At 60.4% G+C, this 18,915-nt stretch carries 17 protein-coding genes and 1 pseudogene; 12 read left to right on the top strand and 6 right to left on the bottom strand.

The genetic code is table 11. From position 1 onward, the window contains the following. From mfd to QZ377_RS06325, 3 genes and pseudogenes are all read right to left on the bottom strand, one after another. Positions 1–2,767 (bottom strand): annotated as a pseudogene (mfd, locus tag QZ377_RS06335) (transcription-repair coupling factor); the annotation flags it as partial. 291 nt (positions 2,768–3,058) lie between these two features. Further along, a complete protein-coding gene (locus tag QZ377_RS06330; protein WP_291440346.1) occupies positions 3,059–3,379 on the bottom strand; it encodes an IscA/HesB family protein in 321 nt (106 codons plus the stop codon). Between the two features lie 90 nt (positions 3,380–3,469). Then, a complete protein-coding gene (locus QZ377_RS06325) occupies positions 3,470–3,787 on the bottom strand; it encodes an IscA/HesB family protein (protein WP_081428279.1) in 318 nt (105 codons plus the stop codon). A gap of 127 nt (positions 3,788–3,914) precedes the next feature. On the opposite strand from QZ377_RS06325, the gene pyrR reads away from it, so the two are divergent. The 5 genes from pyrR to QZ377_RS06300 all read left to right on the top strand — a co-directional run bounded on the left by pyrR (position 3,915) and on the right by QZ377_RS06300 (position 7,854). Further along, entirely contained in the window at positions 3,915–4,454 is a 540-nt protein-coding gene (gene pyrR / locus QZ377_RS06320) for a bifunctional pyr operon transcriptional regulator/uracil phosphoribosyltransferase PyrR (RefSeq protein ID WP_291440345.1), read from the top strand. A 309-nt stretch (positions 4,455–4,763) separates the two neighbouring features. Continuing rightward, positions 4,764–5,858, top strand: coding sequence for a YedE family putative selenium transporter (yedE, locus tag QZ377_RS06315; protein WP_291440344.1), 1,095 nt, complete (start codon positions 4,764–4,766; stop codon positions 5,856–5,858). Then, positions 5,858–6,073, top strand: coding sequence for a sulfurtransferase TusA family protein (locus tag QZ377_RS06310; RefSeq protein WP_291440343.1), 216 nt, complete (start codon positions 5,858–5,860; stop codon positions 6,071–6,073). The genes yedE and QZ377_RS06310 overlap by 1 nt, the downstream gene beginning before the upstream one ends. A 243-nt stretch (positions 6,074–6,316) precedes the next feature. Beyond that, positions 6,317–6,979: a DUF3343 domain-containing protein gene (locus QZ377_RS06305; protein ID WP_291440342.1), complete on the top strand. Its 663-nt coding sequence runs from the start codon at positions 6,317–6,319 to the stop codon at positions 6,977–6,979. Next, a complete protein-coding gene (locus QZ377_RS06300) occupies positions 6,967–7,854 on the top strand; it encodes an NAD(P)H-hydrate dehydratase (protein ID WP_291440341.1) in 888 nt (295 codons plus the stop codon). Before QZ377_RS06305 ends, QZ377_RS06300 begins: the two co-directional genes overlap by 13 nt. A gap of 277 nt (positions 7,855–8,131) precedes the next feature. Here the strand turns inward: QZ377_RS06300 and speA are convergent, their stop codons facing one another. Beyond that, positions 8,132–10,048 carry a biosynthetic arginine decarboxylase gene (gene speA / locus QZ377_RS06295; RefSeq protein ID WP_291440340.1) on the bottom strand — a complete coding sequence of 639 codons (1,917 nt, stop codon included), beginning with the start codon at positions 10,046–10,048 and terminating at the stop codon, positions 8,132–8,134. 79 nt (positions 10,049–10,127) lie between these two features. On the opposite strand from speA, the gene QZ377_RS06290 reads away from it, so the two are divergent. Next, complete coding sequence (locus QZ377_RS06290; protein WP_291440339.1) at positions 10,128–10,373, top strand: hypothetical protein; 246 nt, start codon at positions 10,128–10,130, stop codon at positions 10,371–10,373. Positions 10,374–10,383: 10 nt separating this feature from the next. Then, a complete protein-coding gene (locus tag QZ377_RS06285) occupies positions 10,384–11,538 on the top strand; it encodes an efflux RND transporter periplasmic adaptor subunit (RefSeq protein WP_291440338.1) in 1,155 nt (384 codons plus the stop codon). Positions 11,539–11,802: 264 nt separating this feature from the next. Here the strand turns inward: QZ377_RS06285 and QZ377_RS06280 are convergent, their stop codons facing one another. Together QZ377_RS06280 and QZ377_RS06275 are read right to left on the bottom strand one after the other, a co-directional pair. Further along, complete coding sequence (locus QZ377_RS06280) at positions 11,803–12,438, bottom strand: YigZ family protein (RefSeq protein WP_291440337.1); 636 nt, start codon at positions 12,436–12,438, stop codon at positions 11,803–11,805. After that, a complete protein-coding gene (locus tag QZ377_RS06275; RefSeq protein ID WP_291440336.1) occupies positions 12,435–13,019 on the bottom strand; it encodes a cupin domain-containing protein in 585 nt (194 codons plus the stop codon). The genes QZ377_RS06280 and QZ377_RS06275 overlap by 4 nt, the downstream gene beginning before the upstream one ends. A 399-nt stretch (positions 13,020–13,418) precedes the next feature. Here QZ377_RS06275 and QZ377_RS06270 point away from each other — a divergent pair, with 399 nt between their 5' ends. The 5 genes from QZ377_RS06270 (at position 13,419) to proC (ending at position 18,751) form a co-directional block, all read left to right on the top strand. Then, positions 13,419–13,922 carry a rubrerythrin family protein gene (locus QZ377_RS06270; protein WP_291440335.1) on the top strand — a complete coding sequence of 168 codons (504 nt, stop codon included), beginning with the start codon at positions 13,419–13,421 and terminating at the stop codon, positions 13,920–13,922. A gap of 540 nt (positions 13,923–14,462) precedes the next feature. Next, positions 14,463–15,794 (top strand): S41 family peptidase, encoded by a 1,332-nt coding sequence (locus tag QZ377_RS06265; protein WP_291440334.1) that lies wholly within the window; start codon positions 14,463–14,465, stop codon positions 15,792–15,794. 26 nt (positions 15,795–15,820) lie between these two features. Further along, the gene (locus tag QZ377_RS06260) at positions 15,821–17,293 is read left to right on the top strand and encodes a divergent polysaccharide deacetylase family protein (protein ID WP_291440333.1); all 1,473 of its coding nucleotides are present in this window, start codon (positions 15,821–15,823) and stop codon (positions 17,291–17,293) included. Positions 17,294–17,497: 204 nt separating this feature from the next. After that, complete coding sequence (ndk, locus tag QZ377_RS06255) at positions 17,498–17,917, top strand: nucleoside-diphosphate kinase (protein ID WP_291440332.1); 420 nt, start codon at positions 17,498–17,500, stop codon at positions 17,915–17,917. Positions 17,918–17,920: 3 nt separating this feature from the next. Further along, the gene (gene proC / locus QZ377_RS06250; RefSeq protein WP_291440331.1) at positions 17,921–18,751 is read left to right on the top strand and encodes a pyrroline-5-carboxylate reductase; all 831 of its coding nucleotides are present in this window, start codon (positions 17,921–17,923) and stop codon (positions 18,749–18,751) included. Positions 18,752–18,915 lie beyond the last annotated feature (164 nt).

Raw genomic sequence — 18,915 nt, 5'->3', positions numbered from 1 at the left:
CACCCAAGATATTCCCGGCGCCGCGCAGCCGTAAATCCTCCATGGCAACCTGAAAACCTGCCCCCAGATAGTCCATGTCCAGAATGATACGCAGGCGTTCTTCGGCCACGGCCGTCAGCCGCTCGGCATCGGGAACCACAAAAAAGGCGTATGCCTGTCTGTCGCTGCGGCCCACACGCCCGCGAAGCTGGTACAACTGCCCCAGGCCGAACATCTGCGCCTGATCCACCACCAGTGTGTTGGCACGGGGAAAATCCAGCCCGGATTCCACAATGGATGTGCAGACAAGCACATCCAGTTCACCATGCCAGAATTTGTGCATGGTGTCTTCAAGCTCGGCCTCGGACATCTGGCCGTGGGCCATGCCCACGCGGGCATCAGGAACAAGGCCGCGTACATATTCGGCCACGCGCTCCAGCCCCTGCACACGGTTGTAGACCCAGAAGACCTGCCCTTCCCGCTCGATTTCCCGCTCCAGCACCTTGCGCAGCACATTGTCGTCCTTGCGCAGCACGGCGCTGGCTACGGGCTTGCGGTCCTGCGGCGCTGTCTCGATGATGGAAAGCTCGCGTATGCCGGACATTGAAAGCTGCAGGGTGCGCGGTATGGGCGTGGCCGTGAGCGTCAATACGTCCACGTTTTTCTTGAGGGCCTTGAGCTTTTCCTTGTGCCGCACGCCGAAACGCTGTTCCTCGTCCAGAACAAGCAACGTCAGGTTGGGCAGCTTCACATCACTGGAAAGAATGCGGTGCGTGCCGATAAGAATATCAATCTGCCCGGCAGCGGCGGCCTTGAGCACCTCTTTTTGCCTGGGCCGCGGCACAAAGCGGCTGAGCAGCCCCACATTGACGGGAAAGCCCGCCAGACGCGCCCGAAATGTCTGATAATGCTGCTCGGCCAGCACTGTGGTGGGGCACAGCAGGGCCACCTGCCGCCCTTCGGAAGCAGCACGAAAGGCGGCGCGCAGGGCCACCTCGGTCTTGCCGAAGCCCACATCGCCGCACACAAGGCGATCCATGGGGCGCGACTTGTCCATATCGTCCAGCACGTCCTGAATGGCCTTGGCCTGATCGGGGGTTTCCTCAAAGCCGAATGTCGCCTCAAACTCGTGGTACAGCTCACCGGGGGGATCGTAGCGAAAACCCTTGGTCACCTTGCGGTAGGCGTACATCTCCACAAGGTCGGCGGCAATCTTTTCAATGGCCTTGCGCGCCTTTTCCTTGCCGGCCACCCAGGCAGCGCCGCCCAGGCGGTCAAGGGAAGGCTCCACGCCTTCAGTTCCCTTGAAGCGCTGGATAAGGCCCAGCCTGTCGGCAGGCACATAAAGCTTGTCATGCCCGGAGTATTCCACCAGCAGAAAGTCGTTGGCGGCAGCGTTGAGATCAAGATGGTGCAGACCAGCAAAACGGCCTATGCCGTAATCCCTGTGGACAAGGAGGTCGCCGGGTTTCAGGTCGTCAAAAGAGTCCAGGCCCTTGAACACGCGGGAAGAAACACGCGGCGTTTTTTCAGCCTTGGGATAAAGGATGTCTTCGCCAAGCACCAGAACATCGTCCCAGACAAGCTCGGCTCCGGAGCGGAAAGGTGCAACCAGGGCGAACAATCCCCGCTGCTCGGGCGCATAACGCAAGGCGGGTACGATGCCGTCCTGCTCCGCAAGTTTCAGAAATTTTGCGCGGCTTCTGCCGGAAGAAAAGCTCAACACAATCTGGCGTCGGCTGCCCTTCCACTCCTTGAGCCCCGCGGCGAGATGCTGCCAGGGGCGGTCCTGCGCCCCGGGCAGGGGGAAAAGATCGGTAAAGGAGTGCAATGGGCGTTCGGGCAGGTCCAGCCCCCGCTCTTCCACGCCCATAACCAGTGGTTCGGCGTAAACGCGCTGAAATGTGTTCCAGGGGGCGGGCTGCGAACTTTTACGCAAGGCCAGCGACGCGGGTTGCGGCAAGGGCGTGTCGGCAGCTTCCAGCCGTTCCTTGAGGCTCAGGCGGCCATCGCGCAGGGCGTCGGCACTGTCGCTTTCGCCGGGCAAAAGCCACAGACTGTCTTTGGGCAGCCAGTCTTCAAACAGGCTTGGCGCTTCAAGCACACTGCCGGGCAAAAGCCCCAGGCCGCCGCCATCCAGAGCTTTCTTGAAAGAATAGCACTCGTTTTCGCTGATGCGGCCCTCGGCAAACATGCGGTCGCAGCGTTCACGCACCGCGGCAAGGCTTTTGGCATCCAGGGCAAGCGGGCTGGCAGGCAAAAGAACCAGTTCATCACAGCCCTGCAACGAACGCTGGCTTTCAGCGTCAAAAACGCGCATTTCATCCAGCGTGTCGCCAAAAAATTCCAGACGTACCGGCTTTACATGGCCTGTGGGAAAAATATCCAGAATATCGCCGCGGCGGGCCATTTCTCCGGGCCGCGTCACCATGGGAACGCGCTCATACCCCCATTCAACGGCCTGATCCAGTAACAGCTCCGGCGCATAATCGCTGCCTTTGCGCAAATCAAGATTGCGGGCGGCAAAAAAATCCAGGGGGATGTGACGCAGCAGCAGGCTTTCCACGCTGCACACAATGCAGCGCGGCCGCCCTTGCGCAAGGCCGTACAGAGCGGCAAGGCGCGCTGACCATGAGGCCTTGTCCTGCCACTGGCTCAGGGGCGGCAGGGTCAGGCAGGGGCTGTTCCACTGGGGTTCGGAAACAGACTTGTCGGCCAGCGAAAGCTGGGGGGTAAAAAGCGTCAGCAAGGCGCGGGCGCTGTTGTATTCTTCCCGGTCACGGGCCACCAGCACCACGGTACGCCCTTGGGCAAACGCTTCGGCGGCGAGGCGGCAGCGTGTAGCCATGCCGCTGCGCTCGATATAAACCTGCCCTTCCTTGCTTGCCAGTACTGTGCTGAAATTACTCATGAAAATATTCCATGTGGCGTGCTTTTTCGACACGGCCGCAATGCGGGAGCGCGGCGTAAAACCGCAGTGTTATATGATGGAGCGGCCATGGTAAAAATACCCGCGCTCTTAAAGCGGCGAGGGGGCGGCCCAAAGGCCGCCCCCGGTCAACTATACCAATCCGCCCAGTTAGTCGCCGCAGCCGCCGGAGCAGCCGGAGCAACCTCCCCCGCCGCTCTGCGGCAGGGGTACGGTGGGTTCGACCATAAAGCCCATGTGGGTGAGGTCGATTTTCACGCCCTCGATCTGGCCCAGCAGTTCTTTATTGATGCAGAAGGTAAAACCGCCCTGTTCTTCGCTCTGGTCATCTTCAGTGACAGTGTCGATAGCCAGCGCAAGGCGCGGGCCGCTGCAGCCGCCGGGGGCGAGATAGATGCGGATATCGCTCTTTTCCTTGCCCTTGAAGTAGGCATCCAGTTCCTGACGGGCGCTTTCGGTCAATTCAAGCATGGTTCCTCCAATATTTTTCAAGTATATAAAAAAATACCGAAAAACAGGCAGATATGCTTCATCGGCCAGCGGGGAACCAAGCCCGCTCTGTTAATGGCTGCCGCAGCTTGTGCAGCTGCTGCATCCGCCATCGCCGCTGGAAGCAAAGGGCACCTCGGGGGTAACCGTGAAGCCCATATAGGTCAAATCAATGGTGACTCCCTTCACTTCGTCCAGCAAAGACTGGCTCATGCAGAAGGTGTACCCGGCCTGTTCCTCGGTTGAATCCTGATCATTAGGCTCGTCCAGAGCCAGTGCAAGGCGCGGGCCGCCTCAACCGGCCGAAAGGTAGATCCGGATGGGATCCTTTTTCTTGTCCGCAAAGAAGGAATCGAGTTCCTTGCGGGCGTTGTCGGTCAACTGAATCATGGTGTCCTCCATATTTCTGGTGACCTAGTAACTAAGGCCATGCACCGGCCTTGTCAATTACCGGAGGACTTTTCTTCGGCCACAAAAAGCGTTACGCTGCTTTCAGCGAGACGTTACGGGAGGAAACATGGGCACAACCCTGCTGCTTGAAGAACATGAAATGACCCGCATGCTGGAGCGCCTGGCGTCCCAGATTATGGAGCGCCACGCAGACTGCGGGCATGTCATGCTGGTAGGCATCGAGCGGCGCGGCGCGGACCTCGCCCACCGCCTGGCAGACCTGCTGCAGGAACGCCTGGGGCATCCGGTGTTGCTTGGCACACTGGATATCAACCTTTACCGTGACGACTGGACAAGCCTTGAGGCCCAGCCGCATATCGGCCAGTCGCGCATACCCGCAAGCGTGGACGGGCGCGTGATCATTCTTGTGGATGACGTGCTCTATACGGGCCGCACCATCCGTGCCGCCCTTGAAGCCCTGCTGGACTACGGCCGCCCCAGGGCTGTGGAGCTGCTGGCCCTTATAGACCGGGGCCATCGCGAACTGCCCATACATGCCGACTATGTGGGCCGCACGGTCAACACCAGCCGCCAGGAACGTGTGGATGTGCTGCTCACCGAAAGGGACGGGCAGGACGCGGTTCATCTTACGGCCAGCCCTGCCTGACTTCAGGGGCAACCTGCCGGGATCGAGTTTGCCTGAAACATTCCCCGGCTGTAACCTTGCCGGGCGGCCCTGCCGCCCCTGTCCACGGCTCAGACCGTGCGGCGCAACACAAGGAGCGCACATGCCCAAGCGCAAAACCTGACGCAAGCCCACAGGCTTCACGGTGTGGAGTATATGCGGGCGGCGGCGCGTCTTGAGACTTGGGAGCATGACGCGACAACCCTGACAAACGGTAACCCTCCGTCCGCGTAATGCGGCCATACAGGCCGCCTACGCAATGGGCATGCGCCCGCAAACAGGAGGAAAGCCATGAAACAGGGCTTCAATATTCTTTCCACCACCACGGGCATCATCGTGGTCGGCCTTATTTTCGGCGTATTGGCCGTATTGCTGCAACAGGCGGGCAATCCGGGCAACATGGGCATATGCGTAGTCTGCTTTAACCGCGACATTGCCGGGGCTGTGGGCCTGCACAGGGCTGACCTTGTGCAGTATCTGCGCCCGGAAATAATGGGCATGGTACTGGGCGCCTTTGCGGCGGCCATGCTTTTCGGCGAGTACAAGCCGCGCGGCGGCTCGGCGCCGATCATCCGCTTTTTTCTCGGGGCCATCGCTGGCATAGGCGCGCTGGTTTTTCTGGGCTGCCCCTGGCGCGTCATCCTGCGCCTGGCCGGCGGCGATGCCCATGCCCTTTTCGGCCTGGCCGGTCTTATCGTAGGCGTGGGCATAGGCACGGTCTTTTTCCGCATGGGATTCTCCCTGGGCCGCAGTCAGGGGCAGGGGAAAATATCGGGCTTGCTGCTGCCCGCGCTTATGATCGCCCTTGTGGCTCTGTATCTTGCCGACCCGCAGATAATCGGCGAGCTTAAAAGCGGCGTGCTCTTCTACTCCATCAAAGGCCCCGGCTCACAGCATGCGCCGTTTATCTTTTCACTATGCGCCGGACTGGCCGTGGGCTTTCTGGCGCAACGCAGCCGCTTCTGCACCATGGGCGCCCTGCGCGACGTCATCCTGTTCAACCAGTGGTTTCTGGCCCTGGGCTTTATCGCCATGTTTGCGGCGGCCCTGGTCATGAACATCAGTTTCGGCTCCTTCCACTGGGGTTTTGAAAACCAGCCGGTTTCACAGCCTAATGACCTGTGGAACTTTATGGGCATGGTTACGGCGGGTCTTGCCTTTGCCCTGGCGGGCGGCTGCCCCGGACGCCAGCTCTTTATGGCGGGCGAAGGCGACAACGACGCCGCCGTGTTTGTCATGGGCCTCATCGCGGGTACGGCCATGGCCCACAACTTCGGCATGGCCTCCAGCCCCGCCGGCATCGGCCCCCACGGCATGGCCGCCACCCTGGCCGGCCTTGGCATTTGTTTGTGCATAGGATTTTACAACTGCAAGCGAGGCGCGTAATGTCCGTACTTATAGATACCCGCGGTCTTTCATGCCCGCAGCCGGTGCTTCTCTTTCTCAATGCCGCCAAGGCGGGCGACGGTCCCTTCAGTGTACTTGTAGATAACGACGCCAGCCGCGAAAACGTCAGTCGCGCAGCCCGCAACCGAGGTTTCCGCGTGGACCCCGCCGACGAAGGACAAGGAATTACAAGGCTGGAGCTGTGCAAGGACTAGCTCCCTGGAGCAGTTGACTCTGGGCATTCCAGGCTGATGTCAGACATGGCAGACCGCGGGCGGGCAAGGTCAAAGGCATTTGCCAGCACGCCGCTGCCCCCATGCAGCTTCATACAGATGAAGCCCGGACATAACAGACAAGCCGGAGCCGCCCTGCGCAGAGCAACGCCCAAAGGCTCCGAAAGCAGATGAAAAGCCAACAAACAGCCGGGCGGACCAGTGTCCGCCCGGCGGGATACCTGCATGAATAAAAAACCAAAGGGCATACGCAAAACGGGCGGCGGCTTTATGGGCAACCTTGGCCGCGCCGCCCGTACCCTGCTGGGCAAGAAAACCAGAGCGGACCAGCGCCAACCCCACCCCGCCAAAGGCGGGCAGCCCTCGTCCCGCACCGCCCGTGCCGTCAGCGACAGGGGCCTGCTGGTTTTTGCCCATACGGGCGAAGTCATCAAGGCAGAAAAGTTGCTTCGCACTGCCGGTCTTGATGTGGAAGTCAAAGGGCCGCCGCCGCAATTGCGCACGGGCTGCGATATGGTGATCGTATTTGAACTGGTGAGCCAGGCCCGCGTGCTGGAAATATTGCACAAGGATGGCATCGAGCCGGAACAGGTGGTCAGCGCCCATGATGTGCTGCTTGAGCCGGTATCACTTTACCAGGTCAGGCGCATGGACCGCTGGATTATGGTACGTGCCGCCAATATGAAAATCACCCTGGACACGCAGGACGGCCGTATTGTGAATATTTCCGGCGGGGGCTGCCCGGACGTGCCGTGGCTTGCGCACTGCCTGTGCGGCCTGCGCCTTGCCGAGGCCCCGGACCCCCTGAGCCTCGGGCAGACGCTCTGCTGTTACAGCCTGCAAAAAGCCTTTGAAGAACTGCGGAGGCAATATTCATGTGGTACATAGCCGGCACTCTACCGGGGCCGGACCCGGTTTTTCGCGAGGCAGCGGCCCAAGGCCCTGCCCGCATGTGCGATGGATGGCTTCACCTCGCGGACGGCAGCGCCTTTCCCGTGCAGCGCGGCACCGAGGCTCTGGCCGCCACCGCCCTTCTGGCCTGTGAGGCACTGGGGTTTCAGCCGCCCCGCCTGCTGCTGGCCGGAGACACGGGCTCGGGAGAGGGCAGCCGCGCCCTGTATGCCTGGCTTACAGAGCACGCCGATACCCTGAACCCTGAGGGCATGACATTTCACTATCTTTTTCCCGATGTGGACTGGCACAACCGCGTGCTCATGGCCCTGCAGGCGCTGCCCACCCCGCCCGTGCTGGTGGCGGACGCGGGCTTTATGTATGTGGCCAAAATGAGCGGCTATGCCGACGCTTATGACCTTTTCACCCCTGACATTGGCGAAATGGCCTTTCTTGCCGATGAAAAAGCCCCGCATCCATTTTATACCAGAGGTTTTTTGCTGGCCGAGGAAGAAAATGTCGCCGCCCTGCTGGAAAGAGCCAATGCCCACGGCAACTGCCCGGCCCACCTGATCATCAAGGGCCGGATTGACCACATTGTTTGCGGCGGCCGTCTGACGGGTACGGTAAAAGAGCCTTCGGTAGCGGCTATGGAGTGCATTGGCGGAACCGGCGATCTGGTGACGGGCCTTGTAACGGCGCTTTTGGCAGGCGGCATACCCATGTGCCGGGCCAGCCTTGCGGCGGCACGCATTGCCCGCCTGCTGGCAGAACACTGCGCGCCCGATCCCGGCACCCAGGTGGGCGCTCTGCTGCAAGGCCTGCCGCATGTGCTCCATAACTATGCCGAGGAAGTGCTGCGGCAATCCTGACCGTGCGCGGCACTTCGCGTACGCCTGCGCCCCTTGCGGGCAGCGCGGCAGCTCACGGCAGCCCATTCACTTCATAACGGGCCTGCATTCAGGACAGTTCACGCCGGGCGGCTTACATCAGACAGTTCGCGGCGGCGCTCCGTCACGACCCCGCATAAAAAGCGGCGGCTGTAAGAATGCTGCCGTCGGCAGTTGCGGACAGCCAGCCCCTGCCCCTTCGCCCGTGCAACGAAAAACGGCCCGCGCTTTTGGCACGGGCCGTTCTGTTTCAGGCTTTTTACCGCTCAAAATAGGTATAGCCGCGCAGTCCGTCTTCAAAGGCCTGCATGACAGAGAACCTCTCGCTTGGCGAAATGCGGCCCTGCCGCACGGCCAGTTCTGCTGTGCTGCGCAGGTCCTCAAGTATGCGGCGGGGGTCGTACTCCACATAGCTCAGAATATCCGCCACAGAGTCGCCGCGGATTTCACGCACGTATTCGTAGCTTCCATCCTCGGCCACACGGATGGACACCACGTTGGTGTCGCCCATGAGGTTATGCAGGTCGCCCAGGGTTTCCTGATATGCGCCCACAAGGAACACGCCAAGATAGTATTCCTCGCCGTCACGCAGGGGGTGCAGCTCCAGCGTGGGCTTCATGCCCTGGGGGTCGATGAACTGGTCGATACGGCCATCGGAATCGCAGGTGATGTCCGAAATGATGGCATGGCGCGCAGGAAACTCCTTGAGCCTGTGTATGGGCATGACCGGGAAAAGCTGGTCAATGGCCCAGGTATCGGGCAAGGACTGGAACACGCTGAAGTTACCATAATAGATGTCGGCCAGGCTTACATCAATGTCGGCCAGGTCGCGCGGCACATTCTTGAGACGGGTTTTTTCCTGGGCGATACGCATGATGATGGCCCAGAAAAAACGCTCGGCAATGGTGCGCTGACGCAGATTTACCCGGCCGGTGGAGAAAAGCTGGCGCATTTCATCGCGGTAATAGATGGCGTCGTTATAGCATTCCTGCAAATTGCGCAGGCTGATGTTGGCCAGGGCTTCCCGCAGGTTCTGCACCGGCTCGGGCGTGCCTTCGGGCAGGCTTTCGGGCAGTTGCACCTCTTCAATCATGCTGACGTCCAGCACGTTGAAAAGCAGCACCGAATAGTACGCCACGGTGGCGCGGCCGGACTCGGTGATGATGTGCGGGTGAGGCACATTTTCCTCGTCCAGGATGCTCATGATGGTTTCCACCACGTCGGTGCAGTATTCATCCAGATTATAGTTGCGCGAAGAAATGAAGTTGGTGTGCGAACCGTCATAGTCCACAGCCAGGCCGCCGCCCAGGTCAAGGTAGCCCATGGGCGCGCCTTCCTGGATAAGGCCCACATAAAGACGCGCGCCTTCCATCACTCCCGTGCGGATGTCGCGGATGTTGGAAACCTGCGAACCAAGGTGGTAGTGCAACAGCTTGAAGCAGTCCAGCATGTCGTGGCTTTTGAGGGTGTCCACCACGTCCACCACCTGCGCCGGGGAAAGGCCGAAGGTGGAACGCTCGCCGCCGGAATCCGTCCAGTGGCCGCCAGCCTTTACGGCCAGCTTGGCGCGCACGCCGATATTGGGCCGCACCCCAAGAGCCTTGCTGCGTTCCAGCAGCACATTCAGCTCGCTGGGCATTTCAAGCACAAAAAACACGTTAAAGCCCAGGCGCAGGGCCTGAAGGCCCAGGTCCATGAACTCTTCATCCTTGTACCCGTTGCACACGATGCAGGCTTCCCTGTCCTGCATGAGCGACACTGCGGCAATAAGCTCGGCCTTTGAGCCGACCTCAAGCCCGTGGTGGTACCGCGCGCCGAACTGGGCGATCTTTTCCACCACTTGCTGCTGCTGATTCACCTTGATGGGAAAAACGCCACGGTAGGCCCCGGTATAACCGAGATTTTTTATGGCCTTACGAAAGCTTTCATGAATGTTCGCTATGCGCGAGTCCAGAATATTTTCCACGCGCAAAAGCACGGGCATGTCATAGCCCCTGTCACGCAGACCAGAGATAATCTCCGGAATGGAAACCTGCGGGCCTTTGGGACCTTGCGGGCAGATAACCACTTCGCCCGCGTCGGAAACGTCAAAATATCCGGCCCCCCAATTGCGGATGCCGTACAGTTCGATGGAATCCTCCACCCGCCACTGCTGCAATGCGCGGTTTTTTGCCAATTCTCACTCCTTGTATCGCCCGCCGGGCGAGGGTTAAATACTGCACGCAAAAAAGAGGCGTAATTATGCCGGGAAGGGGGTGAAAGTCAATATTGGCAATCCTGCGGAACAGGCTTTTTTTATCGCCGCCCGGCCCCGGCAAAGGCCCCTGCCGCAAGCTCTTGAACCTTGCGGCACCGGCCCGGAAAACACAAGGCTCATTGAAGGGTCACCGCCCCTTGACGCGGAGCGTGGCTTGCTTCACCCTGTGGACACCAGAACCCGCAGGCTTTTGGCACGACCTGTTTACGGCCGTTCCGCAGCCATGTCCACGCTTTCTCTTTAAGGATATATCCATGACGCGCCCTGACAACTGCTTACGCATACCCTTTTTTTCCCGCACGCGCCCTGCGTGGATGCTTCGGGCTTCAGGCCTGCTGCTGGCTCTGGTTCTGGCCTTGCTCCCCGCCCTGAACGGCTGTTCCGGCAACGAGCAGGAAACCTCCGGTCCGGCCCCGGCTCCCGTGCGTGTTACCCCGGTAACGCGCGCTGATGTGCCGCGCCTGCTGCACGTTGTGGGCAATGTGCGGGCTTCCGCCTCGGTGGGCGTCAGACCCAGAGTAGCCGGAGAAATCCAGCAGGTCCACTTTACGGAAGGCCAGGATGTGCAGGAAGGCCAGCCTCTCATCACCATCGACCCACGCCCTTTTGAGGCCGCCCTGCGCGAAAAGCGTGGTCTGCTGGCAAAATCACAGGCCCAGTTGAACAAGGCCCTTGATGACATGGCGCGGTACGGCAAGCTGGTGGGCGGCGGCTATGTAAGCCGTGAAGCCTATGAACAGACCGCGACCCAGGCCGCTGCGCTGCGTGCTACCGTGCAATCCGACAAGGCCGCCGTTGAAAGCGCGGCCCTTGACCTTGCGTACTGCACGGTGGTGGCCCCCATCAGCGGGCGGGTGGGCGCTCTTAATGTGGACAGGGGCAATATGGTGAAATCCACAGATGCCGCCCCCGTAGTCACCATTGACACGCTTTCGCCCATCTATGTGAGTTTTTCAGTGCCGGAAGCGCATCTGCCCGTGATTCTTGAACGTATGGACGGCGACCCCGTTCCAGTTACGGCAACCCCCGCCGGAGGTCAGGCGGACCAGGGTCTGCTGACCCTGGTGGACAACAGCGTTGACACGCGCACAGGCACTATCCGTCTGCGGGGCACGTTTGAAAACGCCTCCCGCCGCTTGTGGCCCGGCCAGTTTGTGCAGGTGCAACTTCCCCTCGGCATGGGCAGCAATGTGCTTACCGTGCCTTCACGCGCGGTGCAGTCCGGCCGCGATGAATCCTATGTATACGTGGTGGACGCAAAAAAGAATGCCGCCTACCGCCCGGTAAAGGTCCTGTTTGAACACAAGGATGTCAGCGTGATCGAAGGGACTATCGCCGAAGGGGACAAGGTGGTGGTGGAAGGCCAGGTGCGCCTTGCGCCGGGGCTTCCGGTAAAGGTGGTCGAGTAGGGCCGCTGACAGCAGGCATGGCGCGCCCCGTTGCCTCAGGCGCCCGCGCTCCGAAAAGCCCTGATGCCCCAAAGCTGCCGTACAGCGCACCGGGTAACCATCCCTGCGCTATCTGAGCGTATAGGGTGTATCGGGCGCATCGGGTGCATCGGCGTATCGGGTGCATCGGCGTATCAGGCGCACAGGGTATGGTTGGCGCATCGGGCGCGCCGGATGCTCGAAGCGCACGGGACAGGCGCGCCAGTCACACCTGCCGGAAAAAACTCAGGCGTTCTCATCCTCCACAAGGCGGCAACACGCCGAACCGTTACTCAGACCGGCAAGCGCCGGCTTGAACCGCTCCAGATGCTCCTCGGGCAGCAGAAGAACAAAATGCGCCTCGGCCTCATAGGTTTCATTCACGGCCAGGGCCTCAAAGCCGGGCAGCAGACGCCGCAGGGCGTCTACATGCGCGTACTCCACAGTAACAGCCAGGTGCACCTGCGGCACTCTTTCCACCTGCGGCAGCGAAGCGAGATTTTCACGCACACTGTCCTGATAGGCGCGAACAAGCCCACCGGTTCCCAACTTGACACCGCCGAACCAGCGGCTCACCACTACGCACAACTCGCCCACCCCGCTGTGCAGCACCACCTGGAGCATGGGGCGTCCTGCGGTTCCGTGTGGTTCTCCATCATCCGATGAACCGATCTGTGCCGTATGCCCCGGCGCGCCCGCCGCATAGGCCCAACAGTTATGCGTGGCGTCGGCATGGCGACGGCGTATTTCCTCCACAAAGGCGCGCGATGCGGCTGGCCCAGGGGTGTGGGCGCACAGGGTAAGGAAACGGCTGCGCCGTATGATAAGCTCTGTACAATGCGGCTCTGCGGCAGTGGAAGCGGGCACGGGGTAGCGGCTCATAAACGGCCACCTGCCGCCCGATGGGCGGAACCGCCGCAGGGGGCATCTTTCATATGGCCGGATTGCGAGGGGTGGGCGGCATCAGGCGGGCAAAATTCGCGGATGCAGTCCACGGCCAGGGGATAGCGCCTCTCCAGTTCGCTGCGGCTGCCAAAGCACAAATCGCTGAAATCAAAACCGGGGGCCACGGTGCAGCCCACCAGCGAGTAGGCTGATGCCGGCGCGGGTGTCGCGCCGAACCAGCAGCCACCCGGCACGGCCCACTGCAAAGCCTGGCCGTTCAGAATATCCGGGCCAAGAATCGTCTCGTGAGCGCGCCCGTCCCGGTCTATCCACGCCAGCCGCAAGGGGCCACCCAGGTGAAAGTGCCACAGTTCGTCCTGCCGTATGCGGTGCAGGCGCGAATACTGCCCTGCCCGCAATAGAAAAAGAATGGCAGTGGATACGGGCCGGGGCCGGTCAAAACCACAGGGCAGATCCTGCGCGGCGAGCGTGTGGCCGCAGCAGTACGTGCGGCGGTAATACCCGCCCTCCGGGTGCGGAGCGAGGCCAAGATGATCAATAATATGCTGTGGGTCCATGCGGCCAGTGTAGCCGCTGCGCCTTTCTTAGGGAAGGGCTTATCAGAGGAGCAAGCCGAACCGGGCATAAAACAGGCCCACCCAACCGGGCCGTGTACCCCCCTACTCCGCGCCACGCCGCCGAGGCCCTGCTTCATTGACGGAAAGCAGGCTCCACAGTAACCATATTTCCGCAACAGCGGCCCCAAATGCCACGAACGCAACAGGCAAAACGCGCAGCCAAACGGGCATTGCCGCTACTTTATGTAGCAACATATTGAAAAGTATGATATACTGTGTCAGTAAAATGCAAAATACCAAGCTGGCCTGAAAAAAAGCTTTACAATAAGCGTGAGATTGTTTAAATAGGAATTGTTCTCGATAATAAAAAGCAACAGCTTTACATAAAAGGAGTAAAAAATGGACAAGACTCAGGAAAACCTCATGACGGCCTTTGCCGGCGAATCCCAGGCCAACCGTAAATATCTTGCCTTCGCCCAGGTGGCCGACAAGGAAGGCCTGACCCAGGTAGCCAAGCTTTTCCGCGCCACTGCCGCCGCCGAAACCATCCACGCCCACGCCCACCTGCGTAATGCCGGTAAAATCGGCGACACCACGGCCAACCTCAAGTCCGCCATCGAAGGTGAAACCTACGAATTCACCAAGATGTACCCCGAAATGATCAAAGAAGCCGAAGCCGAAGGCAAGACCGCCATTGCCAAGTACTTCGACTTTGTGAACAGCGTGGAAGAAATACACGCCAACCTGTATAAAAAAGCTCTGGAAAATCCCGGCGGCCTGCCCGAAACCGATTACTACATCTGTAAGGTCTGTGGCTACACGCACGAAGGCCCCTGCGACGACTGCCCCGTGTGCGGCGCCGGTACGGCTGCATTTTTCAATGCCAGCGAGTGCTGCAAGTAGGGTTGTTTCCGGCGGCCTGACCGGTTGCCCGAAACGCCAGACCTGCTGACCGCGCGGCTCTGGATGGATGATGGTTGGAGGAGCCTTTCGGCTCGGGGGCTGCCGCCAGACGGCAGCCCCCTGTTTTTATGGCGAATACCGGCCTTCTGTTCGCCCGTGCCAGCCTTTGCAGCCGGAGCGCATGCGGAATCTGCCGCTGCCTGCGGCAGCCCCCGTCCGCGTTGATTACAACAAAAGCCATGAGATTCGCACTGTTGGATATCTATTTTCCTGTATGCACTGTTGCAGGACCATGCCTGTGTGCAGGCGTCACTCAGGAACATCCCGGCCATTCCACATCCTCTGATTTTCTTTTTACAAAAAATTCAATCAGATATCGCAATAGCTGCCTTTTGATTTGCCTTTTACCATAAAAAAGTTCATTATGAATTGATGTACGCCGGACCGGGCTTCCGACCGGACGGCGCTTCTTTTCCGCGTTGCGGCCAGAACGCCGCAACGTACTTTTATGTTCATTCTGTATGCCTGGAGAACGTCTGTATGCGTCTTCTTTTCCGTTCACACATGTTTGCATTCCTTCTGCTCATTGGCGCTGCCGCGGCGTTTCCCGGCGTATCCTACGGCGCTGACGCAAAAGAGCCTGTCAAGGAAGCCCCCAATAAATTTGATGCCCTCAAGCGCTTCAGCCAGGTTCTTGACCTGGTAGAGCGTTACTATGTGCGCGATGTAACCCAGGGCGACCTCATCAACGGGGCCGTCAAAGGTATGCTGCAGGGGCTTGACCCCCACTCCACCTTCATGAGCACAGATGAATACAAAGAAATGCAGGAGACTACCTCCGGCGAATTCTTTGGCGTGGGCATAGAAATCTCACAGGAAAACGGCCAGATTACCGTGGTGACCCCCATTGAAGACACCCCGGCCTTCCGCGCCGGGCTGCAACCGGGCGACATCATTCTGTCCATCAACGGCCAGCCCGTCCAGGAGCTGTCGCTTCAGGAAGTGGTTTCGCGCATCCGCGGCCCCAAGGGATCTGAAGTGGAACTGGTCATCCTGCACAATGACTCGAAAAACCCGCAAACTGTTCGCATTACGCGCGATGCCATTCCCCTCATCAGCGTCAAGTCCAAAAAGCTTGAGGACGGCTATTACTGGATACGCCTCACACGCTTTTCAGAACGCACCACCGATGAGCTGAAAGACGCGCTCAAGGCGGCGGCAAAAGAAAGCAAGGGCAATGGCGGCATCAAGGGCATTGTGCTTGACCTGCGCAACAATCCCGGCGGGCTGCTTGACCAGGCCGTAAGTGTGGCCGACGCTTTTCTTGAAAAAGGCACCATTGTTTCCATCAAGGGTCGCCGCGAAAACACAGAACGTGTGTATTCGGCAAAAAAGCAGAACGACGATGTGCAAGTGCCCATGGTGGTCCTGATCAATGCGGGCTCCGCCTCGGCGTCTGAAATCGTGGCCGGGGCATTGCGCGACCAGAAACGCGCCCTCATCATGGGTGAGCGCTCGTTCGGCAAGGGTTCTGTGCAGAACATCATTCCCCTTTCCGATGGTTCCGGACTCAAGCTCACGGTGGCTCTTTACTATACGCCCAACGGCAGCTCCATTCAGGCCGAAGGCATCGTGCCTGACCTTGAAATTCCCTTTGAAGCGCCGCGTTCCGACGACAAGGACAATCCGCGCATGCTCCTGCGCGAGCAGGATCTGAACCGCCACCTTGAAACCAAGAACGACAAAAAGGCTCCCAAGGGCAAAAATACGGCCAATGATGCCCAGGAGCAGCTTGCCCGCGACAATCAGTTGCGCATGGGCCTGCAGATGGTCAAAAACCTGCCCAAGATGAGTGAAATCAAGGCTCAATAACGCCCTGAAGCGCAATCCAGTGGCACATGTCTGATAAAAAACATACTACAAGCCTCCCGTCCGTCCGCTCATGGCCGGTCGGGAGGCTTTCCGCTTCATGGCGCATGGCCCTCGGCGGCGGTCTCTGGCTGGTGGGCTGCCTTGCCCTGGCGCTCTGGCTGAGCCGTGGGGAAGAAGAGCCTTTCAGGGCTGACGCCGTTACCGCGTCGGCGCAAGCTGAATACGGACATGCCCGCCCCCTGGAATCCACGGCAGCAGACGACGGCCAACGTTTTCAGGCACGCCTGACGGCACTGGATATGGCAGCGGAAGAAGCCATGTCAGCCGCGCTGCCCAGGGCGCGCTGGCAGCGCGAAGTTCTGACCGCTGCCTCCCATACGGGAGATCGGGCCAATGGACCTGAAACCCTGCCGGAACTTTCCGGCATCCGCGTCTACACCATTACCGGCCCCTGTGCGCCACTGCGCCTGGGGCTGACGCTGCTGGACAGGTTTGCAGCACATGCTGACGGGGCTTTCCCCCAGGCCGGGTCCACCGGACTCACGGCGCGGGCAGCGCCACCTGTAGGCACAGGCTCCGCCGGGACAGAAAAAACAGGAGCAGACAGGGCCGCGCCGGACGCCTCTTTCCTGCGCGACGGAAATATCCGCCTGCGCTGGACCAGCGGCGGGCAACTGGAAATACGCGACCACGGCCGCCTGACGCACCGCTTTCTTTTTCCCGGGCGCGCGGGCGAACTGGCCGGGCTGGACATGCCCCTGCCCCGTCCGGCTCTGGCGCTGGTCATTGACGACATGGGGCAAAGCCTCGAAGCTGCGGGGGCGCTTGCCGCCCTGCCCTATGCCGTTACGCCCGCCATATGGCCCCACGCGCCACATGCCACGGCCACAGCGGCACTGGCGGCGCAAAGACGTATGGACGTGCTCGTCCATGTGCCGATGGAAGCCCTGCCCAGAAAGGACGGAACCATCCCCAACCCCGGGCAGGGAGCCTTGAAGGTCGGCATGGAGCCGCACCGCGTGCAGGCCACCCTTGAGGAAGATCTGGCGACCCTGCCCACTGCCGTGGGCATGAACAACCATATGGGTTCCGCGTTTACAAGCGATGCCGCCGCCTGCCGTATTGTGTGCGCGCGCCTTGCGGGTACGGGATTTTTTCTGCTGGACAGTCTCACAACTCCCGGTTCCCGGCTGGCGCAGCAGGGCCGCGCCCAGGGGCTGGTGAGTGCCAGCCGGGATGTTTTTCTTGATACATACCGCCAGACGCCGGCCATTCTCAAGGCTCTGGACCAGGCAGCGGACCGGGCGCGCTCCCGGGGATACGCCATTGCCATCGGCCACCCCTACGCCGAGACCCTGAGCGCCCTGCGCGCCTGGCAAAACACGGAAGGCGTCGCGCTTGTACCCTTGCGCCGCCTCATCTGGACCCTGGCTTTGGAAAAAGCCGGAACAGCCAGCGATGCGGCTGCGGACAACGCTTTACAAATGCCTCTGCGCTGAAAACGCTGCGGGCGCTGCCGTCCCAAAGGCGGCCACAGCAGATCCGGTGCGCGCCCAAAAGCGGCAGCCAAACCGGTTTCTGAAAAATTTGCCTGGCGGAGCTGCTTCAATGGGGGGCAGAATCCAGACAGGCGACGCGCCGCAAGGGGCGCGCAGGACGCATGCGGCGTCCTGATTTCACCAATCTAGCATGAGGAGTACGCCATGATGCAATCCACCTTTGCCATAATCAAACCCGACGCTGTTTCACGCCAGTTGACCGGTGAAATACTGGCGGCTATGGAAACTTCGGGGCTGAAGATCGTGGCCCTTAAAAGGTTGCATCTTTCCAAGGCGCAGGCTGCCGGTTTTTATGCCGTTCACCGCGAGCGTCCTTTTTTTGACAGCCTGACGGACTATATGTCTTCCGGCCCGGTTGTTTGTGTTGTTTTGCACGGTGAAGACGCCGTACCCCGGTGGCGCGCCCTCATGGGAGCCACCAATCCCGCGCAGGCAGAGCCCGGCACCCTGCGCGCCCGGTACGGCCAGAGTCTTGAGGCCAACGCCGTACACGGCTCTGACGCGCAGGAAACTGCGGCGTTTGAAATCGGCTACTTCTTCAACGGACTGGAAATTTCGGAGTAAATTATGACGCTGCGCATAGGCTGTGTGGGTTGTGGCAACATGGGCGGGGCCATCATGTCCGGTCTGGCCCGTCCTGGAACGCGGAACGAAAACCGGAACAGCGCCTACACGCTCTGCGGTTACAACCGCACAGCCTCGCGCATGCAGGCCCTGGAAGAAGCCGGGGTGCGCGTCATGGCGTCCCCTCTGGCTGTGGCGGAAAACGCAGATATCATCCTGCTGGCCGTCAAGCCCTACCAGATACGCGAAATAATGGAGCAGATACGCCCCGCCCTGAACAAGGACAAGGTCATTATATCTGTGGCGGCGGGCATCACCATGCACAACCTGCACCAATGGGCCGAAGCGCTCTGTCCCGTGGTGCGCTGCATGCCCAATACACCGGCTCTGGTGGGCATGGGCGTGTTTGCCCTGTGCTTTGACGATCCTGCGCTCAGCAGTGAATGCAGGCAGGCTATCCTGCAGATTTTCAGCGGCCTCGGGCAGTGCGTCGAGATGGCCGAAGACAAGTTTACGGCTTTTTCCGCCCTTATCGGCGCAGGCCCGGCCTATGTTTTTGCCATGATGCAGGGCCTTGTGCAGGCGGGGGTAACGATGGGATTGCCCCATGCCCAGACGCGGCAAATGGTTACGGCCCTTTTTGCCGGTTCGGCGCGCATGGCGGAAGAAGATGCGACGCCATTGGGCCAGTTGCGCGACAATGTGTGCTCGCCCGGGGGCCTGACCATCGCCGGGGTCAACGCCCTGGACCGCGCGGGCCTCACCGGCCTGCTGGTGGATGCGGTGCTGGCCGCCAATGCCCGGGGGGCTGAAATGGAACGGGATAACGGATAGAGCTTGTCAGCCCCTGGAATTATGACGCTGCATTGTGGCGCTGTTCCGGCGTCTGCGCGAGCGGACGCCGGGCACGAAGGATTAGACACAGCTTCAGCCGTTGGCCGAAGAACTTGCGGAAAGGAAAGCAGCGCTTTGTGGCTGTCGTGAGCGCTTTTACTTTT

Source organism: Desulfovibrio sp. (assembly GCF_019424165.1).
In the GTDB taxonomy this organism is placed as follows: domain Bacteria; phylum Desulfobacterota; class Desulfovibrionia; order Desulfovibrionales; family Desulfovibrionaceae; genus Desulfovibrio.
The sequence above is the reverse complement of the archived record's forward strand: the minus strand, read 5'-3'. Positions and strand labels throughout refer to the sequence as shown.